This window comes from Sphingobium sp. TomTYG75, from assembly GCF_054771635.1.
Map to the genome: position 1 here is coordinate 2,182,350 of NZ_BSRE01000001.1, position 17,371 is coordinate 2,199,720.

A 17,371-nucleotide genomic window follows, 5' to 3' on the forward strand; every position below is an offset into this window, starting at 1 on the left:
ACCGTTGATATGAACACGGGCTTGCGGACTTTTCGCCGCGTATCAGCCATGTCGCAAGCCTCCCGGCTTTTGATCCTGCCTCTGCTTTTGGCGGCTCCTGCCGTGCATGCACAAATCGTGGAACCGCCAGCGGATGTGGTTGACCAGGAGCTTCCCCTGGACCCCATGCCTGACCTGGGCGTGGCATGGCCTGACCTGGGGCAGCCCGACGCGGTTGCGTCACTGCCTCCCGATCCGGCCGATACCCCGGACCTTGCTGATGATGCCACAAGCCCCGCGCTTCAGGATCCCGATGTCGATTTGCCTGATGAAGCTGCAGCCTTCGCGGATTCGGGCGAGGAAAAGCGTTATTCCGTTCAGCTCAATGGTTTGGACGGGATAGCGGACACACAGTTCGACAGCCGCTTCAAACAATTATCCGTGTTGCGTGAAGGAGAAGGGAAGCCCGCAAATCTCGCGCAGATAAACCGACGGATCAAGGAAGATAGCGAGCTGCTCGACCGGCTGCTGCGTGCCAAGGGCTATTATGCGGCCCGCGTTCGTAGCGCCATTTCCGTTTCGCCTGAAAAGGAAGGCAGGCTGGCCGTGCGGTTCGAGATAGTGCCGGGGACGCGCTATCTGCTTTCCTCGGTCGATCTGCAAGGCTTGGCCGAAGCGGGCGAACAGCAGACGACGCTGCGTGAAGCTTTCCCTCTCCATGCGGGCGATCCCATCGATGCTGACGCGATTCTGGCGGGGCAGGCTTCTCTTTCGCTTGCCATGAGTGAAAATGGCTTCCCGTTCGCAAGGGTTGGCGAGCCGGAGGTGCGGATCGACCATGAAGAACGCAAGGGCGATCTGGATATCATCGTGACGCCGGGTGCCTACCGCACCTTTGGATCGGTCATCCTTAAGGACAACAAGCTGTTCAATGCGCGCCATGTTGAGAGCATCGCCCGCTTCGAGCGTGACGATCCTTACAAGGCGTCGGATGTCGAGGATCTACGAAGCGCGATCGTTGCCACCGGTCTGGTATCGTCGGTCACGCTGACGCCCAAGGATGCTGGTGACGGGAAGCATGTCGATCTGGCCGTCGATGTCCGGCCCGCGCCACTGCGGACCATTGCTGGCGAGCTGGGCTATGGCACTGGCGAAGGCTATCGCGCCGCCGTAAGCTGGCAGCATCGTAACCTGTTTCCGCCAGAAGGCGCCGTCACATTGCGCGGGGTGCTTGGGACGCAGGAACAGACCGCGTCCTTCACCTACCGGCGCAACAATTTCCGGGAGCGTGATCATGTGCTGACCGGGCTCGTGTCGATCAGCAATATCAAGCGGGATGCCTACGACGCGCGCACGATTACCCTGTCGGGAGCGCTGGAACGGCAAACCAATATCTTGTTTCAGAAGAAATGGGTCTGGCGCGTTGGGGCGGAACTGATCGCGTCGGATGAAAAAGATGCTTTCAGCGGCGGTAACAGGCGCACATTCCTGATTGGGGCCGTGCCGCTCACTCTCACCTATGATGGCAGCGACGATCTTTTGAACCCCAGCCGGGGTTTCCGTCTGGGCGGCCGGTTCAGCCCTGAACTGTCCTTCCAGAATGGGACCTTCGGCTATTCCCGCGTGCAGTTGGATGGCAGCGTTTATCAACCGGTGACCGACCGGATCGTGCTGGCGGCGCGCGCCCGCTTCGGCACGATCCTGGGGTCCACGGTCGATCAGATCGCGCCGTCGCGGCGCTTCTATGCCGGTGGCGGCGCTTCGGTCAGGGGCTATGGCTATCAGGATATTGGTCCGCGCGACGCGAACAATGATCCGATCGGCGGCAAAAGCCTTGCTGAATTCTCACTGGAAAGCCGCGTTCGTTTCGGGAATTTCGGCATCGTGCCATTTGTGGATGCGGGCAATATCTCCACCAGCTTCCTGCCACGTTTTAAAGACATGCGCATCGGCGCGGGCATGGGGCTGCGCTACTATAGCAGCTTCGGCCCGATCCGGATCGACGTTGGCACGCCACTGAACCCGCAGAAGGGTGATCCGCGGGTTGCCGTATATGTCTCCCTCGGACAGGCCTTCTGATGGCCGAGGATGAGGTACAGCGGCCGCAGCGGCGTCATCGGGCCTGGGATGGGCGATGGCAGCGGTGGATAGTGGGCATGCTTGCCCTTCTCCTGGTTGCGGCGGCGGCGGCGCTGGTGTGGCTCGACACTTCGGCCGGGCACCGCTTCCTGGTTGCGCGTGTTGAAAAGATCAGCCCCCCCTCTGGCCTGCGTATTCATGTCGACCGGATCGAAGGCAGCATTTACCGCCGCGCCATCCTTCATGGCGTGACGCTGTCCGATCCCAAGGGCGCCTTTCTAACGGCTCCGCGCATAGAACTGGACTGGTGGCCGCTGGCCTGGCTTTCAAACCGTCTGGACATCGACCGGCTGAACATTCCCGTGGCGACGCTGCACAAGCTGCCACGCCTTAACCCCGGCAAGCAGAAGGGGCCGATTCTTCCCGGCTTTGACATCCGCTTGATGCAGTTTTCGGTAGGCCGACTGGTCATAGCCAAAAATATCAGCGGACGTGTGCAGCAGGCGACGATTTCCGGTGACGCCGACATACGTGACCGAAGAGCAGTCATCGACCTTTCCGCACGGGTTCTGGGGCAGGAGGATGCAATCAACCTCGCGCTCGACAGTCGCCCGGATGACGATCAGTTCGACCTGGATGTAACCGTCAATGCGCCCGCTGGCGGCGTCCTGGCGACCATGGTGGGGTTGCGGCAGGACGGCAACCTGCGGATTCGGGGGGAGGGCAGCTGGACACGCTGGGACGGCAGGCTGGCTGGTACGCTGGACAGTGATCCTGCGATCGACTTGGCGCTTGCAGCCCGCAGTGGCACCTATTCCGCGACCGGATCGGTCGAAGCATCGGCCATAGCAGGAAAAGGGCTGGTACAGCGTCTAGCTTCGCCGCGCCTTTCGCTGGAAGCGCACGGAGAGCTGAAGGACCGCGTGCTGGACGGCAAACTGTCCCTGCGTTCGGAAGCCATCGCGCTGAGTGCTGATGGCGCCCTCGATCTGCGTAACTCCGCATTTGATAATCTGCTGATCGATGTGAAGCTTGCGCGGCCGCAAGCCTTGCTCAAGTCGATGCGAGGACGCGACGTCACCGCGCGGGTGCGGCTGGATGGTGCCTTTTCCAGCGTCGGCTACGAATATTTGCTGAGAGCCAGGCAGCTTGCGTTCGACCGTACCGTGATCAGCGATGTGCGCGCAGAGGGTAAAGGACGCAAGGTCGGTAATGGGCCGTTGCTGATCCCCCTGCGCCTGCGTGCGCGGCGGTTGGATGGGCAGGGCGACCTTGTCGAGGGCATCATCCGCAATTTCGTGCTGGATGGCGTGTTGCAGATCAAGGGACAGCAGCTCCTTACCAATCCCATGCCGATCCGGTCGGACAAGCTCAGCGGCAAGCTGGTCATGCTCGCCGATCTCAGGACCGGTCGTTATGATTTCGGTCTGGATGGACAGATACGCGGCCTTGCCATTCCTGGTCTCGGCATCGTGGATCTGACGTCCAAGTTGCGGGCAGTGCCGGGAAAAAGCGGCGCGTTCAGCCTCAGCGGCACGGCAATGGCGCGCATGCGCCGGTTGGATAATAGTTTCCTGCGGGGGTTGGGCGGTGGCCTGCCGGTGGTGAAGAGCAATCTTTCGCTTGGCGCCGACAAACGCCTCATGCTCACGGGCCTGCGCCTTGAAGCGCCGCTGCTCAGTCTTTCCGCTGATGGGTATCGTCGGCCCGACCGAAGTTTCCATTTTGAAGGCAGCGGCACGCATAAGCGATATGGACCGGTACGCCTGACGCTTGACGGCAAGATTGAACAGCCGACGATTGACCTGTTGCTTCAGCGACCCCTTGACGCATTGGGCGTCGCCGACATGCGTGTGCATCTGGTCCCGGACGACGCCGGGTATCAATTCACAGCTCTAGGCGGATCGACGCTGGGCGCCTTCAATGGCGAGGGCCAAATCCTGTTGCCGCGCGGCGCTCAGGCGGTGGTGAGGGTGGCGAAGCTCGCCGTGTCAGGAATAACCGCCAGCGGTGATCTGCGTCCTGTGATCGGCGGCCTTGAAGGGCAGCTGGATGTCGCTGGCCCCGTCAATGGAAGCATCGTCTTTGTCCCCGTGAATGACATTCAGCAACTGCTCCTGAAGCTCGACGCTACAGACGCCAGCTTCGATGGCCCCACGGCAATCGCGGTGCGTCGCGGCAAGCTGGATGCGACGGTTCTGCTCGATCCCGCCGGGACGTCGATCAATGCCGTGACGCAGGCCAGAGGCTTGCGGGTAGGGGGCATCCTGATCGGCAGACTGGCGGCCAATGCTGATCTGACGGGCGGTCGCGGAACGGTGAAGGCCAGTCTTTCGGGCCAGCGCGGTCGTCTTTTCGACTTGCAAGGTGAGGCGCAAGTCGAACCCGATCGCATCCGCGTCGCAGCGCGAGGTACGCTGGACAAGCGAGCGATCCGGCTGACGCGGCCTGCGCTTTTCACCCGCAGTGCTGACGGTTGGCGACTGTCCCCGGCGACCATCAGCTATGCTGGCGGCTCCCTGCAATTGGGTGGAGAGCTAAGCGGCCAGACGACGCGAATCGAAGGTCGTGTGCAGAAGCTGCCGCTTTCCCTTCTGGATATCGCTTATGATAATCTGGGCCTGGGCGGCACCGCCACAGGATCGCTCAGCTACGTGCATAGTCGGGGCGGCATGCCCACCGGGAAGGCGGAACTACGCGTGCGCGGCCTGTCGCGTTCGGGATTATCGCTTAGTTCCCGGCCCGTCGATGCCGGGGTGAACGCGGTTCTCACCAATGACCGGCTTGCTTCGCGCATGCTATTCGCCGCCGATGGCCAGACTATTGGGCGGGCGCAGGTCTTGCTGACGCCGCTTGGCACGCAAGGGAGCCTGATCGAGCGGCTGAACCGGGCGCCTCTATTCGGTCAGCTGCGATTCCGAGGGACTGCGGATACGCTCTGGCGCCTGACCGGGGTGGAGATAATCGACATTTCCGGCCCCGTGAGTGTCTCCGCTGACGCGCGCGGTACGCTTGGTAATCCCGTGATTTCCGGCGCGCTCGCGACTGACACGGCCGTGATCAACAGTGCGGTGACCGGTATGCGGCTACATAATGTGAAGGCGCGTGGACGGTTTTCCGGCGCACAATTGGTCATGTCGAGTTTCACCGCCAATGCAAAGAATGGCGGAACGGTCAGCGGGACGGGCAGCTTCACCTTCGCCGGAATTGCCGGGGTGGGCATAGACTTGCGTTTGCAGGCAGATGACGCTGCCCTGCTGGACCGCGACGACATAGCCGCTACGGTCACCGGCCCGATCACCTTGCTTTCGGACGGCGTCAACGGAACCATTGGTGGCGACCTGCTGCTCAATCGCAGCCGTTTCACCTTGGGTCGTGCAGCCGCAATCGCCCAGATTCCGGAGCTTCGCGTCACAGAGGTCAACCGTAACGGCGAAGAGATCGAACGGCCCCGCACAAATAGGCCGTGGGCTCTCGCTATCAAGACGCGGGCGCGTAATCGCCTGACGGTCACAGGTTTGGGCCTTGATAGTGAGTGGCGTGCCAATCTGGATATCGCTGGCACCGTGACCAGTCCTGCAATCTCCGGAACGGCAGAGCTCGTTCGTGGAGGCTACACCTTCGCCGGGCGCCGTTTCGAACTGCGTGAGGGCAAGATTCAGTTTGATGGCCGAACTCCTGTAAATCCCACGCTCGACATCGATGCGGAAGCCAACGTCAACGACCTCACCGCGATGATCCATGTGGGTGGTACAGGTCTCAGGCCCGACATCAGCTTCACCAGCGTGCCCGCCCTGCCGCAGGACGAACTGCTTTCCCGCATATTGTTCGGCACATCGATAACCAATCTTTCCGCGCCCGAGGCGTTGCAACTCGCCTCGGCCGTCGGATCGCTCCAGGGTGGCGGAGGGCTTGATCCGATCAACGCCGTGCGCAAGGCTGCCGGACTTGACCGGCTGCGCATTATCGCTGCCGATCCTACGCAGGGGCAGGGAACCTCAGTTGCGGCCGGAAAATATCTGACGCGCAAGACCTATGTTGAACTCATAACCGATGGCCAAGGCTATTCCGCGACGCGCATGGAATATCAGATCACCCGTTGGCTTTCTCTGCTGGCGTCGATTTCCACTCTCGGTCGGGAAAGCGCAAACGTCCGCATATCCAAAGATTACTGACCTTGCCTGCGTTCCTGTTCGTTGCCGAAATACCACAATTTCAGCTGTTTATCTCAGGTTCATGAAACCATTGCCTGCCGTGGGACTTCCACCACTTCCTCCTCAAGGAGGTGAGTGACAATGGAGTATCCTATGCGGAAAATAATGGTCGCAACCCTGCTGGCTGGATCGGCCGTCGCCTCTCCCGCACTGGCACAGGATGCCGGCGCCACTTTCACCGGTCCAAGGGTCGAAGCCATTTTGGGCTATGATCATACCGGCGCAGGTAGCAGCGTGGACAATGACAATAGCAGAGATGATCAGTCGATCGACGGGCTGCTGTATGGCGTAGGCGCAGGCTACGATGTCAATCTCGGCAGCGCTGTCGTAGGTGTCGAGGGCGAATTCACGGATTCGACCGCCAAGAGCAGCAGAAACCCCTTCACCAGCCAGTTCGGTTTCGGCCGTGTCAGCCAGGGCCGTGACCTATACGTCGGCGCCCGTGCTGGCATACTCGCCAGCCCCAACACCCTTGTCTATGTGAAGGGTGGCTACACCAACACCAAGCTGAACGTGCTCGCAGGCGACACCGACGAAACGACCGATACCTCCTTCAAGCTCGACGGCTGGAGGATTGGTGGCGGCGTTGAACGCGCCTTCAACCAAAATATGTTCGGAAAGCTGGAGTATCGCTACTCAAAATATGACAGCGCGCACATCGACTTCATGAATGGCGCGACGAGCAGCGAATTCGACATCGATACGGATCGTCATCAGGTCGTGGCCAGCGTAGGCTGGCGCTTCTGACGGGACGGGGGGGGATCGGTTTTGCTGATCCTCCCGTCACGCCTTTCCCTCTATAAAGTCGCTTCGATTTCCCGTGCGGCCATATCAGGGTTTTCCGCGAGGCTGATCGGCCGTCCCACGACAAGGATGGATGCGCCCCGGTCCAATGCTTCCCGAGGTGTGACCGCGCGCTTCTGATCACCCAGGGCGCCGCCTTGTGGCCGGACGCCAGGCACAACGAAAAAGCCATCGGGCCAGGCACGTTTGGCTAGCGCGACTTCTTCCCCGGAACAGACGATGCCGTCCAGTCCAGCACTCCGCGCCAGGTCGGCAAGCCGTGTCACCTGATCCTCAGCCTTGCCGCCCACCCCGATATCCACAAGGTCGCTATTATCCAGGCTGGTGAGCACGGTTACCGCGACGACCTTTGTATTGACGCCCGCAGCTGCTTTGGCATCCTCCAACATGGCGCGCCCGCCCGCTGCATGCACGGTCAGGATCGCTGGCTCGAGGCCATGGAGCGCCTGAACGGCCTTTGCGACCGTATTCGGAATATCGTGCAGTTTCAGGTCGAGAAAGATCGGCAGATCGAATTTCATCATTTCCCGCACGCCGTGGTGGCCATGTGCACAGAAGAATTCGAGCCCCAGTTTCAAACCGCCTACATGTCCGCGCACACGCCGGGCCAGATCCTGGGCTTTGGTGAGGTCGGGCGTATCAATGGCGACGTAAATGGGGCTGCTCATGCTGTTCCTGTAGCGGGTAGGGAAGGAGAAGAAATGGAAAGGTCGTCGGCGATGCTGGCAGGCGGTAAGGTGGGAGCAGCCGTGGCGGTTGCCGCGATCAGCGCCCGCTCCGTGCTTTCCAGCTTCCTCTTCATCCGCCAACGCGTGGTGCGGGCCATGATCCAGAAGGGAACGGCGCCCACCAGAAAGGCGATGAGTATGGGAAACCAGATACGCGTCTCCCACACGATATCGCCCCATATCTTGATTTCGGTAGGCCGGTTGTTCGCCTTGCAGAACAGGGCAATCGCGACGGCCAAGACAACCCAGAAGGCAGTCCGCAGGAATTGCATTCGGCATGTCCTCTAGCTGATAATCGAACCAGCTTAGGCCATTTCGGCGTAGTTCGGAAGCGCCTCGTCGGATTTGCTGGTGTCGTGAGGACAGAAAGTCGCCGGATTGCATGCCGGAACCCTTGTGCCCGCCTGCGCATTTTCCTTGCGGCAAGGAGGTTCAAGACATGGCGGCGCGCGCATATTGGCAGGGACAAATCAGGCTGGCCCTCGTGTCCATTCCCGTCGAAATCTATGCGGCCACCAAGTCTGGCGCCCAGATAGCATTCCATCAGATCCACGAGCCAAGCGGCAAGCGCGTGCGCTACGAAAAAACGGTTCCCGGCCTTGGCCCAGTCAAGCCAGAGGACATTGTGAAGGGCTATGAAGTCAGCAAGGGCGACTATGTGCTGCTTCAGCCCGAGGAGATTGATGCGGTCAAGCTGGAGAGCAAGAAAACGCTCGAACTCACGCAATTTGTGGACGCTGACGAGATCGACGTCCTCTATTATGAGCGGCCCTATTATGTCGTGCCCGCGGATGATCTTGCCGAAGAAGCGTTTATCGTCCTGCGCGAGGCATTGCGGCGCGCGAAGAAGGTTGGATTGGGCCAACTCGCAATGCGCGGCCGGGAATATATCGTTTCGCTAAAGCCTTGCGGGCGGGGTATGGTGCTGGAGACGCTTCGCTATGCCGATGAGGTCAACCGTGCCCAGTCCTACTTCCGCGAAATTGAGGATGTGAAGCCCGATCCGGAACTGCTCGACCTTGCCGAAGCACTCATCGAAAAGAAGACTGCGCCGTTCAAACCCGACAGCTTCCATGACCGTTATGTCGATGCGCTTGAGCGGCTGATCGAAAAGAAGAAGAAGGCCAAGGGCCGCCGCATCATCGAGGACGAGGATGAGGCTCCAGTCAAGCGCAGCGGCAACGTGATCGATTTGATGGCGGCGCTGAAGAAATCCGTCGATACCGGGGCGAAACGCGCGCCCGCCAAGAAACCGGCCGCGCGCCGCGCCGCCAGCACCAAGGCTACCACCCGCAAGCGGGCGTGACATATGGCCGAAGCCGACCCCCTCAAGGAATATAATCGCAAGCGCGATTTCACCCGAACGAAGGAACCGGCGGGAAAACGGACGCGCACGAGCGGCAACAGCTTCATCGTGCAGAAGCATGACGCCACGCGTTTACATTATGATTTCCGGCTGGAAGTGGATGGTGTCCTGAAAAGCTGGGCGGTGACACGCGGCCCTAGCCTTGACCCCGCCGACAAGCGGCTTGCCGTTCGCACGGAAGATCATCCGTTATCCTATGCGAGCTTTGAAGGCACAATTCCAAAAGGCGAATATGGCGGCGGCACCGTGATGCTGTGGGATGAGGGCACCTGGGAACCAGTCCCCGGGAAAAGCGCGAAGGATCTGGAGAAAGGACATCTTCACTTCATTCTTCACGGCCAGCGGATGAAGGGAGAGTGGCTTCTGATCCGCCTGAAACCCCGACCGGGCGAAGGCAAAAGGGAGAATTGGCTGCTTCGCAAGATCGACGATGCCTATGCTGGCCCCGCCGAGGATCTGGTCGGGCGTGAACTGACCAGCATCACGAGTGGCAGGACCATGGGTGAGATTGCCGCCAACGCGCCAGCGATCTCGCTAAAGGGCAAGCGCGGAAAAGCTTTTGATGCCGCCATGGACCAAGCGAAGAGGGCGACGCCGGTTCAGCCTTCCGCCAAGCGCCGCCGACAGGAAAAAGTACCGCCATTTCAAGCGCCACAGCTCGCTACGCTGGTCGATGCTGTGCCTACCGGCAATGGTTGGCTGCACGAGATCAAATATGACGGTTATCGCGCCTTGGTCAGCGTTTCCGGCAGTCGTGTTCAGCTGTTCACGCGCACCGGTCTCGACTGGACTGACCGCTTCGCGCCACTCGCGATGGAAATAGGCGGCATGAACCTTCCGCCCATGCTGATAGATGGAGAAATCGTCGCACTCGGGGTCGATGGAAACCCGGACTTTTCCACATTGCAGCAGGTGTTGAAGGGCGAGGGTAAAGGCGCCCTCCACCTCTTCGCCTTCGATCTTCTTTCGCTGGAGGGAGAGGATCTGACATGGCAGCCCAACAGTGCCCGTAAGGAAAAGCTCGCGGCTCTGCTGGGTCAGGGTAGCGCGCATGTGCATTTCTCCGATCATATTATCGGCGCTGGCGAAAAGCTGTTCCGGACGATGTGCGAGGCTGGACAGGAAGGCATAATCTGCAAACGAGCGGATGCTCCTTATCGGGGCGCCCGAACGAAGAACTGGCTCAAGGTCAAATGCACCCGTCGGCAGGAATTTGTGATTGTCGGATGGACTCCCAGTTCCGCAAGCGGGCGCGCGATCCGCAATATCCTTCTTGCGCAGAATGATGATCAGGGACTCGTCTACGCGGGCAAGGTCGGCACGGGTTTCAATGCGCGGAACAGTGATCAACTGCTTGGCCAACTGGAGGCACGAGCCCGCCAATCCCCTGCCTTGAACGTACCACGCAGCGAGACGCGGGGTGCCAAATGGGTGCGCCCTGACCTGGTCGCCGAAATCGCTTTCGCGGAATTCACCAGCGACAATGTCGTGCGCCACGGCAGCTTCCTTGGGCTTCGCGAGGACAAGAAGGCGGGCGAAGTAGCTCGGGAGAAGGTGATGGCTGTACCTGAACAGGGAAGCGACGTTCATGTCTCAAACCGTGACCGGCTGATCTTTCCGGAGGCGAAGGTGACCAAGGGGCAGTTGGCTGACTATTATGAAGCAGCCGGGGCGATCATGCTGCCCTGGATTGCGCATCGCCCGATCAGCCTGGTGCGCTGCCCACAGGGAAGGGCGAAGAAATGCTTTTTCCAAAAGCATGACAGCGGCAGTTTTGGTGACCATGTGAAGCACGTCCCCATTCGCGAGAAGGACGGTAATGAGCAGGACTATCTTTATGTGGACGATATCGATGGGCTAATAGCTTGCGTTCAAATGGGTACGATTGAATTCCATGGCTGGGGTTCCCGGGTGGAGGATGTCGAAAAGCCTGACCGGCTGATCTTTGACCTCGATCCGGACGAAGGTCTCGACTTTGAGGATGTGAAGAAGGCCGCCCGCGACATTCGCCGCACGCTTGAGGACATAGGGCTCACCAGCTTTCCCATGTTATCCGGTGGGAAGGGCGTGCATGTGGTTGTCCCGCTTACGCCCGAAGCCGAATGGCCGCAGGTCAAGGATTTCGCAGACCGCTTCGCGAGGGCACTTGCCGCCGCCGAACCCGATCGTTTCACGGCAACGATGAGCAAGGCCAAGAGGAAGGGCCGGATCTTCATCGATTGGCTGCGCAATCAGCGGGGGGCTACGGCAGTGCTTCCCTATGTCGTCAGGGCGCGCGAAAATGCTCCGGTGGCGGTGCCCGTCAACTGGAACGAACTGGAGGATATTGATCGGCCGGGGGCTTTCACTATCGCGGACGTGGATGAATTGGTCGTCCGCGCGGCGTCACGAGAGATGCGGGGATGGGGAGAAGCGCGGCAGACGCTGCCCGATTATTGAACTGATATCTGACAGCTATCTTTTCTCCGGCGCGACCTTGTTGCATAAGCCGATTCACCATGACCAAGTCCGACAAAGACGCGCCCGATGCGGGCGCCCCCGAACAGGCAACAGAAGCAAAGCCCGATCTCGCAACGGCTGCACGAAAGACAGCGGGCCGAGGCGTGTGGATGGGCACCGCAGTCGGCATAGGATCGGCCGCCATCGTTGCAGCGCTTCTGTATACGAATAAAAAACGCGGCTGATTGCTTGGCTAAAAGGGAGGCGGCATGGCCTTCGCTCCACGCCGCCTCATGCTGTGACCCATAGACCGGGTTCTTGTCAGCTTCGATAATAGTGGCGCGGTGATTAAGCGGCGCCGCGGCTCAGATAGGTGATGAGTTCGGGCTTGCTCACTGATGTGCTTTTGTCCGCATCGGCTGTCTTGAATGCCCCATCAGCCCAAGTTGTGACGTCAGCGGCGGATAGTTTTTCACCGCTGCTTTTCATCTCCTGATCCTTGAGCGCAACCATCCAACGCGAAAACTCGGCCTTGTCGAGTTGACCGTCACCATTGGCATCATAGGCCGGGAATTCGCTATCGACGATGGATGCGACGGTATCTGTCTGTGTTGCCGCCGGGCTTTGAGGAGATATGCTCGCACCTGCCTGCGGGCTACCGGGCACAGAGCCAACCTGTCCGATGGCCGGAACGGCGGCAGTCAGCGCAACAGACAATATAAGGCCGCGTAACATCATTTTCTCCCTCGGCAGCGGTCGAGCAGGTCAGTTGCTCGATAGCTTGACCCATGAATACATGAGTGACGACTGTGTTTCCTGAATATCCATTCAGAGTCGGCAATTCGCCTGCGAAACCGGCTCATCCCGTCCTTGAACGCTGCGATATTCGGGGTAAAAAGTTGCTGGTACAGACGCGCGAACCAAATGAGGGCGCGATTTGCCCTTGAATGGCTGGACTGCTAGGCGGCGCGCGAACTTTTATCAGCAATCAGGATTCGTTCGATGGTCCCGCGCTACGCCCGCCCGAAAATGACAGCTCTCTGGGAGCCCGAGGCTCGATTTCGCATTTGGTTCGAGATCGAGGCGCACGCCACCGAAGCGCTCGGTGAATTGGGCGTGGTGCCCAAATCAGCTGCCAAGGCGCTGTGGGACTGGTGGGCGACCAACCCGACCATAGACGTGCCAGCGATCGACGCCATCGAGGCCGTTACCAAGCATGACGTCATCGCCTTCCTGACCTGGGTTGCTGAGCAGGTCGGCGACGAAGCGCGCTTCATGCATCAGGGCATGACCTCTTCCGACGTGCTGGACACCTGCCTTGCCGTGCAGCTTTCCCGTGCGGCTGACATCCTGATCGAGGATCTGGATCAGCTGCTCGACGTCATCAAGCGCCGCGCGTTTGAACATAAACTGACGCCGACGATCGGGCGCAGTCACGGCATTCATGCCGAGCCGGTCACCTTCGGTCTCAAGATGGCCGAGGCCTATGCCGAGTTCAGCCGGTGCCGGACCCGCCTCATCGCGGCGCGTGAAGAAATCGCGACCTGTGCTGTTTCCGGCGCGGTAGGCACGTTCGCGAATATCGATCCGCGTGTCGAAGAACATGTCGCGGCCAAGTTGGGGCTGGCGGTCGAACCTGTTTCGACCCAGGTCATTCCTCGTGATCGCCACGCGATGTTCTTTGCCACCCTGGGCGTTATCGCAAGCTCGATAGAACGGCTGGCCGTTGAGGTCCGGCATCTGCAACGCACCGAAGTGCTAGAGGCGGAGGAGTATTTCTCCCCGGGCCAGAAGGGCAGTTCTGCAATGCCGCACAAGCGCAATCCGGTTCTGACTGAAAATCTGACGGGCCTTGCGCGCATGGTGCGCAGCTATGCGCTGCCCGCGATGGAAAATGTCGCCCTGTGGCATGAGCGCGACATCAGCCATTCGTCGGTTGAACGCTATATCGGTCCTGATGCTACCATCACGCTCGACTTTGCCCTGGGCCGTATGACCGGCGTCATCGACAAGCTGCTCGTCTATCCCGAACGCATGATGAAGAACCTCGACAAGATGGGCGGTCTTGTTCATTCGCAGCGGGTGTTGCTGGCGCTGACGCAGGCGGGCGTTTCGCGCGAGGACAGCTATCGCTATGTCCAGCGCAACGCGATGAAGGTCTGGGAATCGGATGGCCAGCTTTCGCTTCTCGAACTGCTGAAGGCCGATCCGGAAGTATCCGCAGCTCTTACCGCTGAGCAGATCGAAGAGAAATTCGACCTCGGCTATCACTTCAAACAGGTGGACACCATCTTCCGCCGAGTGTTTGGAGAGGCCTGACGGGCCTTTAAAAGCTCATATGATAAAAGGGCGCGGAAACGCGCCCTTTTTCTGTGCTGTCGGGATGCAGTAAAAAACTACGGGCGGTCGGCAGCAGCGCATGTTGCGCGGCTAACACCTCTATGGTTGAAGTTTTTTGTCAACCCGATCTAGAATCGATCGCGCTGTCGCCAGAACCGCTTCTTCTACGGGTCTAAATGACACCCCCGTCAGTTCGGGCACATAGTCCGCATTAGCAATGGAGCGAATACCAACTTCCGCGCGAATAGTTCGCACGCCCGGCACGAACAACTTCATTAACCCGACCAAAAAGGGAGAAAGGTCTGACTGCGGTATTTTATCCTTAAGCTGTGGGTACTCCTTACTAAGAAGCTGGGCTATCTCCCCAAACGACATGGTTCCGCTGCTTCCAATCAGGCGTCGCCCACCCGCCTCTTTCAAGGTCATGGCAACAACATGCAATTCTGCAAGGTCGCGGACATCCACCAGAGGGTTGGCTATCGGGAGCGTCTTCGGCATGGTGCCTTCCAGCATCATCTTGATGATCTCGGTCGATGTGCTGCCATCCTTACCCATAATAGGCCCAACCACGACTCCGGGATTAATGACCACTAACTTTTCTCGCCCTGCCTTCTCTACCCAGTCCCATGCCGCAAGTTCGGCCCTGGTCTTGGAAACACTATAAGGGTGAGTTCCAGACCACTCTGGATCGGTCCAGTCGTTCTCAGAAAAGTGAAACTCCGTTTTCGGGCGTCCGGCACGATACATCATCGCGGCGATTGATGACGTCAATACAACGCGTTTGACATTTGCCTTAAGCGCCGCATTCAACACACGCATTGTTCCGCCAAGCGCCTCTGGCACCAATGCTTCTTTGTGACGGGGCTGATCAAGCGGGAAAGGCGACGCAACATGCTGTACATAATCGCAACCTTCTACAGCAGCCTCCCATCCATCATCTGATGTCAAATTGGCAATAGCAAAGCTGAGATTGTCGACATTCGCTCCAGCTTCAAGCAAATCATTGCGAACGCGATCTTCCTTTGTCGATGAGCGTAAGGTTCCTCTTACTTTATAGCCCTTACGCAGCAAAGCTAATGCCACATACTTGGCAACAAACCCGCTTACTCCGGTAACAAGTACTGTTTCTCTCACTTCACTCTCCGGCCATAATATTGTGGGCCATACCCGCCGTTAACAACATGATTCGACGATAAAGCAGTAAACCGCAATAAAGTCGCTTTACCCCATTCCGTGTTAGGCGGCGTAGCCAAACTGGCTACTTCGCCAACTTCCAAATTAGGTGGCCTGTGAGGAAGTAGGTCGCGATGATGCCGATCGCCGCAAGCAAGCCTGTAAAGCCAGAAACGACCGTGCTGCGGAACGTCCACGCCCGGAAGCGAGCAGGCGCCGCTGCACGATTGCGCTCGTCATGGCTATCGAGACCACCGCGACGATCATAACGAGGATTGCCAGCACTTCCATATATTCATGCTCGCACTGAACCCCGTTCCGACAATGATTGCTGCACGGGTTAGCGGTTGACGTGGTAAACTTCCCCTAATTCAGGCTGCTTTTTGGAGGCCGACTTGAGCCGTGGCGATCTCAACGAGGCGGAGTGGCGCGTACTGAAGGACTTGCTGCCGATCGAGCCTGACAACCGTGGACGGCTCGCTTGCTGATCGAAGTGGATTGTCGGGCGAGCGAGACCGGAACTGGGGGTTGGGCATATGTCAGGGATATGCCGCTGCCATCGCCAACAGATGCTTAATAGAAGGAAGTGCGTGGCTGTCGCTGCATCTGTTTAAAAATAAACAGAAAAAAGAATGTGGTCGGGGAGAGAGGATTCGAACCTCCGGCCCCTGCCTCCCGAAGACAGTGCTCTACCAGGCTGAGCTACTCCCCGACCGATAGCGGCATTGCTTGCAACGCCGCTGGGCAGGCGGGGTCTATAGAGGGGGCTTTTCGGGCTGGCAAGCGGCTGGGGGTGCTTTTTTTGACATGGTCATAATAGGCCTGCCGCGCGAAAGCTGAACTGGTTCGCGGTGCCCCGGATTATATGATCGGCAAGCTTGACCTCCATGGGCCGGAAGCGGCGAGCAATGGTTCGTGACAGGCGAATGTCGCTCCAACATGGATAGGGGGAGCATTGGTCGGGGCGATGCTGTTCGATTGCCAGCCAGTGGCTACCGCGCAGCAACAGTTCCTGCACGATACAACGCCAATCTTCATTGCTATCCACGCGGTGCACGGGGCGCCAATCATCGTTGAGGAGCAGGAATTGCATGCTTGCGGTTATAGTCATTACGACAGGATGCGGCCGGGCCGATCAGTGATCACTGCCAACTGTCTCCACTGTGGAGGGGAAGGCGGGTAGAATGATCCGAAGCGAAAGCAAGATTGGCTAGCGGCGATCCGCTCGGCTAAAGCGGGGGCGGCGAGTTTGGAATCGTCGCAGCAGGAAAGAACCCCCGTTGACCAGTACCGTCACCCCGGCCGAAGCGCATTATGAACAGCAATATCTGGACCTGATGCGCCGTATCTGGACGGAGGGGGACGAGCGGATCGACCGGACGGGAGTGGGCACGCGATCTCTGCTGGGCGCGAGCATGCGTTTTTCGCTGGCTGATGATGCGGTGCCGTTGCTGACGACCAAGCGCGTTTACTGGAAAGTGGCGGCGCGGGAGATGCTGTGGTTCCTGACGGGCGATACCAATATCCGTGAGCTTGTGCGTCAAGGGGTGCATATCTGGACGGACTGGCCGCTGGATGCCTATCGCAAGGCTACAGGCGAGGACATTAGCCGGGACGATTTTGAAGCGCGGATTATCGAGGATGCGGCCTTTGCGGGACGGTGGGGCGATCTGGGGCCGGTCTATGGGGCGCAGTGGGTGAACTGGCCGCGCTATGAAGCGGTTGGTGACGGGCTGTTCCGGCGGGCGGAGAAGGGGCATAACCAGATTGCTGAACTGGTCGAGGGGATCAGGAATAACCCGGGGTCGCGGCGCTTGCTTTTTACCGGGTGGAATGTTGCGGAAGTGGCGCAGATGGCTCTGCCGCCTTGTCATATGACCTATCAGTTCCAGGTGTCGAATGGGCGGCTCAACGGGCTGCTGTTCCAGCGCAGTTGTGACCTTGGCCTTGGATTTGCGTTCAACATCTTCGGGCTGTCGATGATCACGCGGATGTTGGCGCAGCAATGTGATCTGGAGCCGGGGGAAGTCGTCTGGCACGGTGGTGACGTGCATCTTTACCTCAATCATGCCGAACTGGTTGAGGAGCAGATCAGCCGTACGCCGGAAGGCGCCCCGAAGCTGAGGATAAAGAGGCGGCCGGAGAGCATTTTCGATTATCGGATCGAGGATTTCGAAGTGGTGGATTATGCGCCGCAGAGTCACATTGCGGCGCCGGTGGCGGTTTGAATCCAAGAAGGAAATAGCGAG

At 59.3% G+C, this 17,371-nt stretch carries 13 protein-coding genes and 1 tRNA gene; 8 read left to right on the forward strand and 6 right to left on the reverse strand.

Annotated elements, in window-relative coordinates:
* Window positions 1–165: 165 nt before the first annotated feature.
* The 3 genes from ACYU81_RS11150 to ACYU81_RS11160 all read left to right on the forward strand — a co-directional run bounded on the left by ACYU81_RS11150 (window position 166) and on the right by ACYU81_RS11160 (window position 7,019).
* Window positions 166–2,058 carry an autotransporter assembly complex protein TamA gene (locus ACYU81_RS11150; protein WP_460987671.1) on the forward strand — a complete coding sequence of 631 codons (1,893 nt, stop codon included), beginning with the start codon at window positions 166–168 and terminating at the stop codon, window positions 2,056–2,058.
* Window positions 2,058–6,233: a translocation/assembly module TamB domain-containing protein gene (locus tag ACYU81_RS11155; protein ID WP_460987672.1), complete on the forward strand. Its 4,176-nt coding sequence runs from the start codon at window positions 2,058–2,060 to the stop codon at window positions 6,231–6,233. Before ACYU81_RS11150 ends, ACYU81_RS11155 begins: the two co-directional genes overlap by 1 nt.
* 132 nt (window positions 6,234–6,365) lie before the next feature.
* Entirely contained in the window at window positions 6,366–7,019 is a 654-nt protein-coding gene (locus ACYU81_RS11160) for an outer membrane protein (protein WP_460987673.1), read from the forward strand.
* Between the two features lie 50 nt (window positions 7,020–7,069).
* On the opposite strand, the gene pyrF is transcribed toward ACYU81_RS11160, so the two are convergent.
* Window positions 7,070–7,744, reverse strand: coding sequence for an orotidine-5'-phosphate decarboxylase (gene pyrF, locus ACYU81_RS11165; protein WP_196225707.1), 675 nt, complete (start codon window positions 7,742–7,744; stop codon window positions 7,070–7,072).
* Window positions 7,741–8,076 (reverse strand): hypothetical protein, encoded by a 336-nt coding sequence (locus ACYU81_RS11170; RefSeq protein WP_449471517.1) that lies wholly within the window; start codon window positions 8,074–8,076, stop codon window positions 7,741–7,743. Before ACYU81_RS11170 ends, pyrF begins: the two co-directional genes overlap by 4 nt.
* A 167-nt stretch (window positions 8,077–8,243) precedes the next feature.
* Here ACYU81_RS11170 and ku point away from each other — a divergent pair, with 167 nt between their 5' ends.
* From ku to ACYU81_RS11185, 3 genes are read left to right on the forward strand one after another with little or no spacing between them, the layout of a single operon-like run.
* Window positions 8,244–9,110 (forward strand): non-homologous end joining protein Ku, encoded by an 867-nt coding sequence (gene ku / locus ACYU81_RS11175; RefSeq protein ID WP_460987674.1) that lies wholly within the window; start codon window positions 8,244–8,246, stop codon window positions 9,108–9,110.
* Between the two features lie 3 nt (window positions 9,111–9,113).
* Window positions 9,114–11,609, forward strand: coding sequence for a DNA ligase D (gene ligD / locus ACYU81_RS11180; RefSeq protein WP_460987675.1), 2,496 nt, complete (start codon window positions 9,114–9,116; stop codon window positions 11,607–11,609).
* A gap of 59 nt (window positions 11,610–11,668) precedes the next feature.
* Entirely contained in the window at window positions 11,669–11,854 is a 186-nt protein-coding gene (locus ACYU81_RS11185; RefSeq protein ID WP_449471522.1) for a hypothetical protein, read from the forward strand.
* A 103-nt stretch (window positions 11,855–11,957) separates the two neighbouring features.
* Here the strand turns inward: ACYU81_RS11185 and ACYU81_RS11190 are convergent, their stop codons facing one another.
* On the reverse strand, window positions 11,958–12,344 hold the full coding sequence (locus ACYU81_RS11190; RefSeq protein ID WP_460987676.1) for an EF-hand domain-containing protein: 387 nt from the start codon (window positions 12,342–12,344) through the stop codon (window positions 11,958–11,960).
* A gap of 267 nt (window positions 12,345–12,611) precedes the next feature.
* Between ACYU81_RS11190 and purB the strand changes: the two genes are divergently transcribed.
* Window positions 12,612–13,928 (forward strand): adenylosuccinate lyase, encoded by a 1,317-nt coding sequence (gene purB, locus ACYU81_RS11195; RefSeq protein WP_460987677.1) that lies wholly within the window; start codon window positions 12,612–12,614, stop codon window positions 13,926–13,928.
* 120 nt (window positions 13,929–14,048) lie between these two features.
* Here purB and ACYU81_RS11200 read toward each other — a convergent pair whose 3' ends face one another.
* From ACYU81_RS11200 to ACYU81_RS11210, 3 genes are all read right to left on the reverse strand, one after another.
* Window positions 14,049–15,083 carry an SDR family oxidoreductase gene (locus ACYU81_RS11200; RefSeq protein WP_460987678.1) on the reverse strand — a complete coding sequence of 345 codons (1,035 nt, stop codon included), beginning with the start codon at window positions 15,081–15,083 and terminating at the stop codon, window positions 14,049–14,051.
* 674 nt (window positions 15,084–15,757) lie between these two features.
* Window positions 15,758–15,834 (reverse strand) — tRNA-Pro (locus ACYU81_RS11205).
* Between the two features lie 99 nt (window positions 15,835–15,933).
* Window positions 15,934–16,215 (reverse strand): JAB domain-containing protein, encoded by a 282-nt coding sequence (locus tag ACYU81_RS11210; RefSeq protein ID WP_460987679.1) that lies wholly within the window; start codon window positions 16,213–16,215, stop codon window positions 15,934–15,936.
* Window positions 16,216–16,402: 187 nt separating this feature from the next.
* On the opposite strand from ACYU81_RS11210, the gene thyA reads away from it, so the two are divergent.
* Complete coding sequence (gene thyA / locus ACYU81_RS11215; RefSeq protein ID WP_460987680.1) at window positions 16,403–17,350, forward strand: thymidylate synthase; 948 nt, start codon at window positions 16,403–16,405, stop codon at window positions 17,348–17,350.
* The last annotated feature ends 21 nt before the right edge of the window (window positions 17,351–17,371 follow it).

What these genes read in the sequence shown, in the direction of transcription:
- ACYU81_RS11150 (WP_460987671.1), top strand. Translation starts at nt 166, where the DNA reads ATGCCTGACCTGGGCGTGGCATGGCCTGACCTGGGGCAGCCCGACGCG.
- ACYU81_RS11155 (WP_460987672.1), top strand. Translation starts at nt 2,058, where the DNA reads ATGGCCGAGGATGAGGTACAGCGGCCGCAGCGGCGTCATCGGGCCTGG.
- ACYU81_RS11160 (WP_460987673.1), top strand. Translation starts at nt 6,366, where the DNA reads ATGCGGAAAATAATGGTCGCAACCCTGCTGGCTGGATCGGCCGTCGCC.
- pyrF (WP_196225707.1), bottom strand. Translation starts at nt 7,744, where the DNA reads ATGAGCAGCCCCATTTACGTCGCCATTGATACGCCCGACCTCACCAAA.
- ACYU81_RS11170 (WP_449471517.1), bottom strand. Translation starts at nt 8,076, where the DNA reads ATGCAATTCCTGCGGACTGCCTTCTGGGTTGTCTTGGCCGTCGCGATT.
- ku (WP_460987674.1), top strand. Translation starts at nt 8,244, where the DNA reads ATGGCGGCGCGCGCATATTGGCAGGGACAAATCAGGCTGGCCCTCGTG.
- ligD (WP_460987675.1), top strand. Translation starts at nt 9,114, where the DNA reads ATGGCCGAAGCCGACCCCCTCAAGGAATATAATCGCAAGCGCGATTTC.
- ACYU81_RS11185 (WP_449471522.1), top strand. Translation starts at nt 11,669, where the DNA reads ATGACCAAGTCCGACAAAGACGCGCCCGATGCGGGCGCCCCCGAACAG.
- ACYU81_RS11190 (WP_460987676.1), bottom strand. Translation starts at nt 12,344, where the DNA reads ATGTTACGCGGCCTTATATTGTCTGTTGCGCTGACTGCCGCCGTTCCG.
- purB (WP_460987677.1), top strand. Translation starts at nt 12,612, where the DNA reads ATGGTCCCGCGCTACGCCCGCCCGAAAATGACAGCTCTCTGGGAGCCC.
- ACYU81_RS11210 (WP_460987679.1), bottom strand. Translation starts at nt 16,215, where the DNA reads ATGCAATTCCTGCTCCTCAACGATGATTGGCGCCCCGTGCACCGCGTG.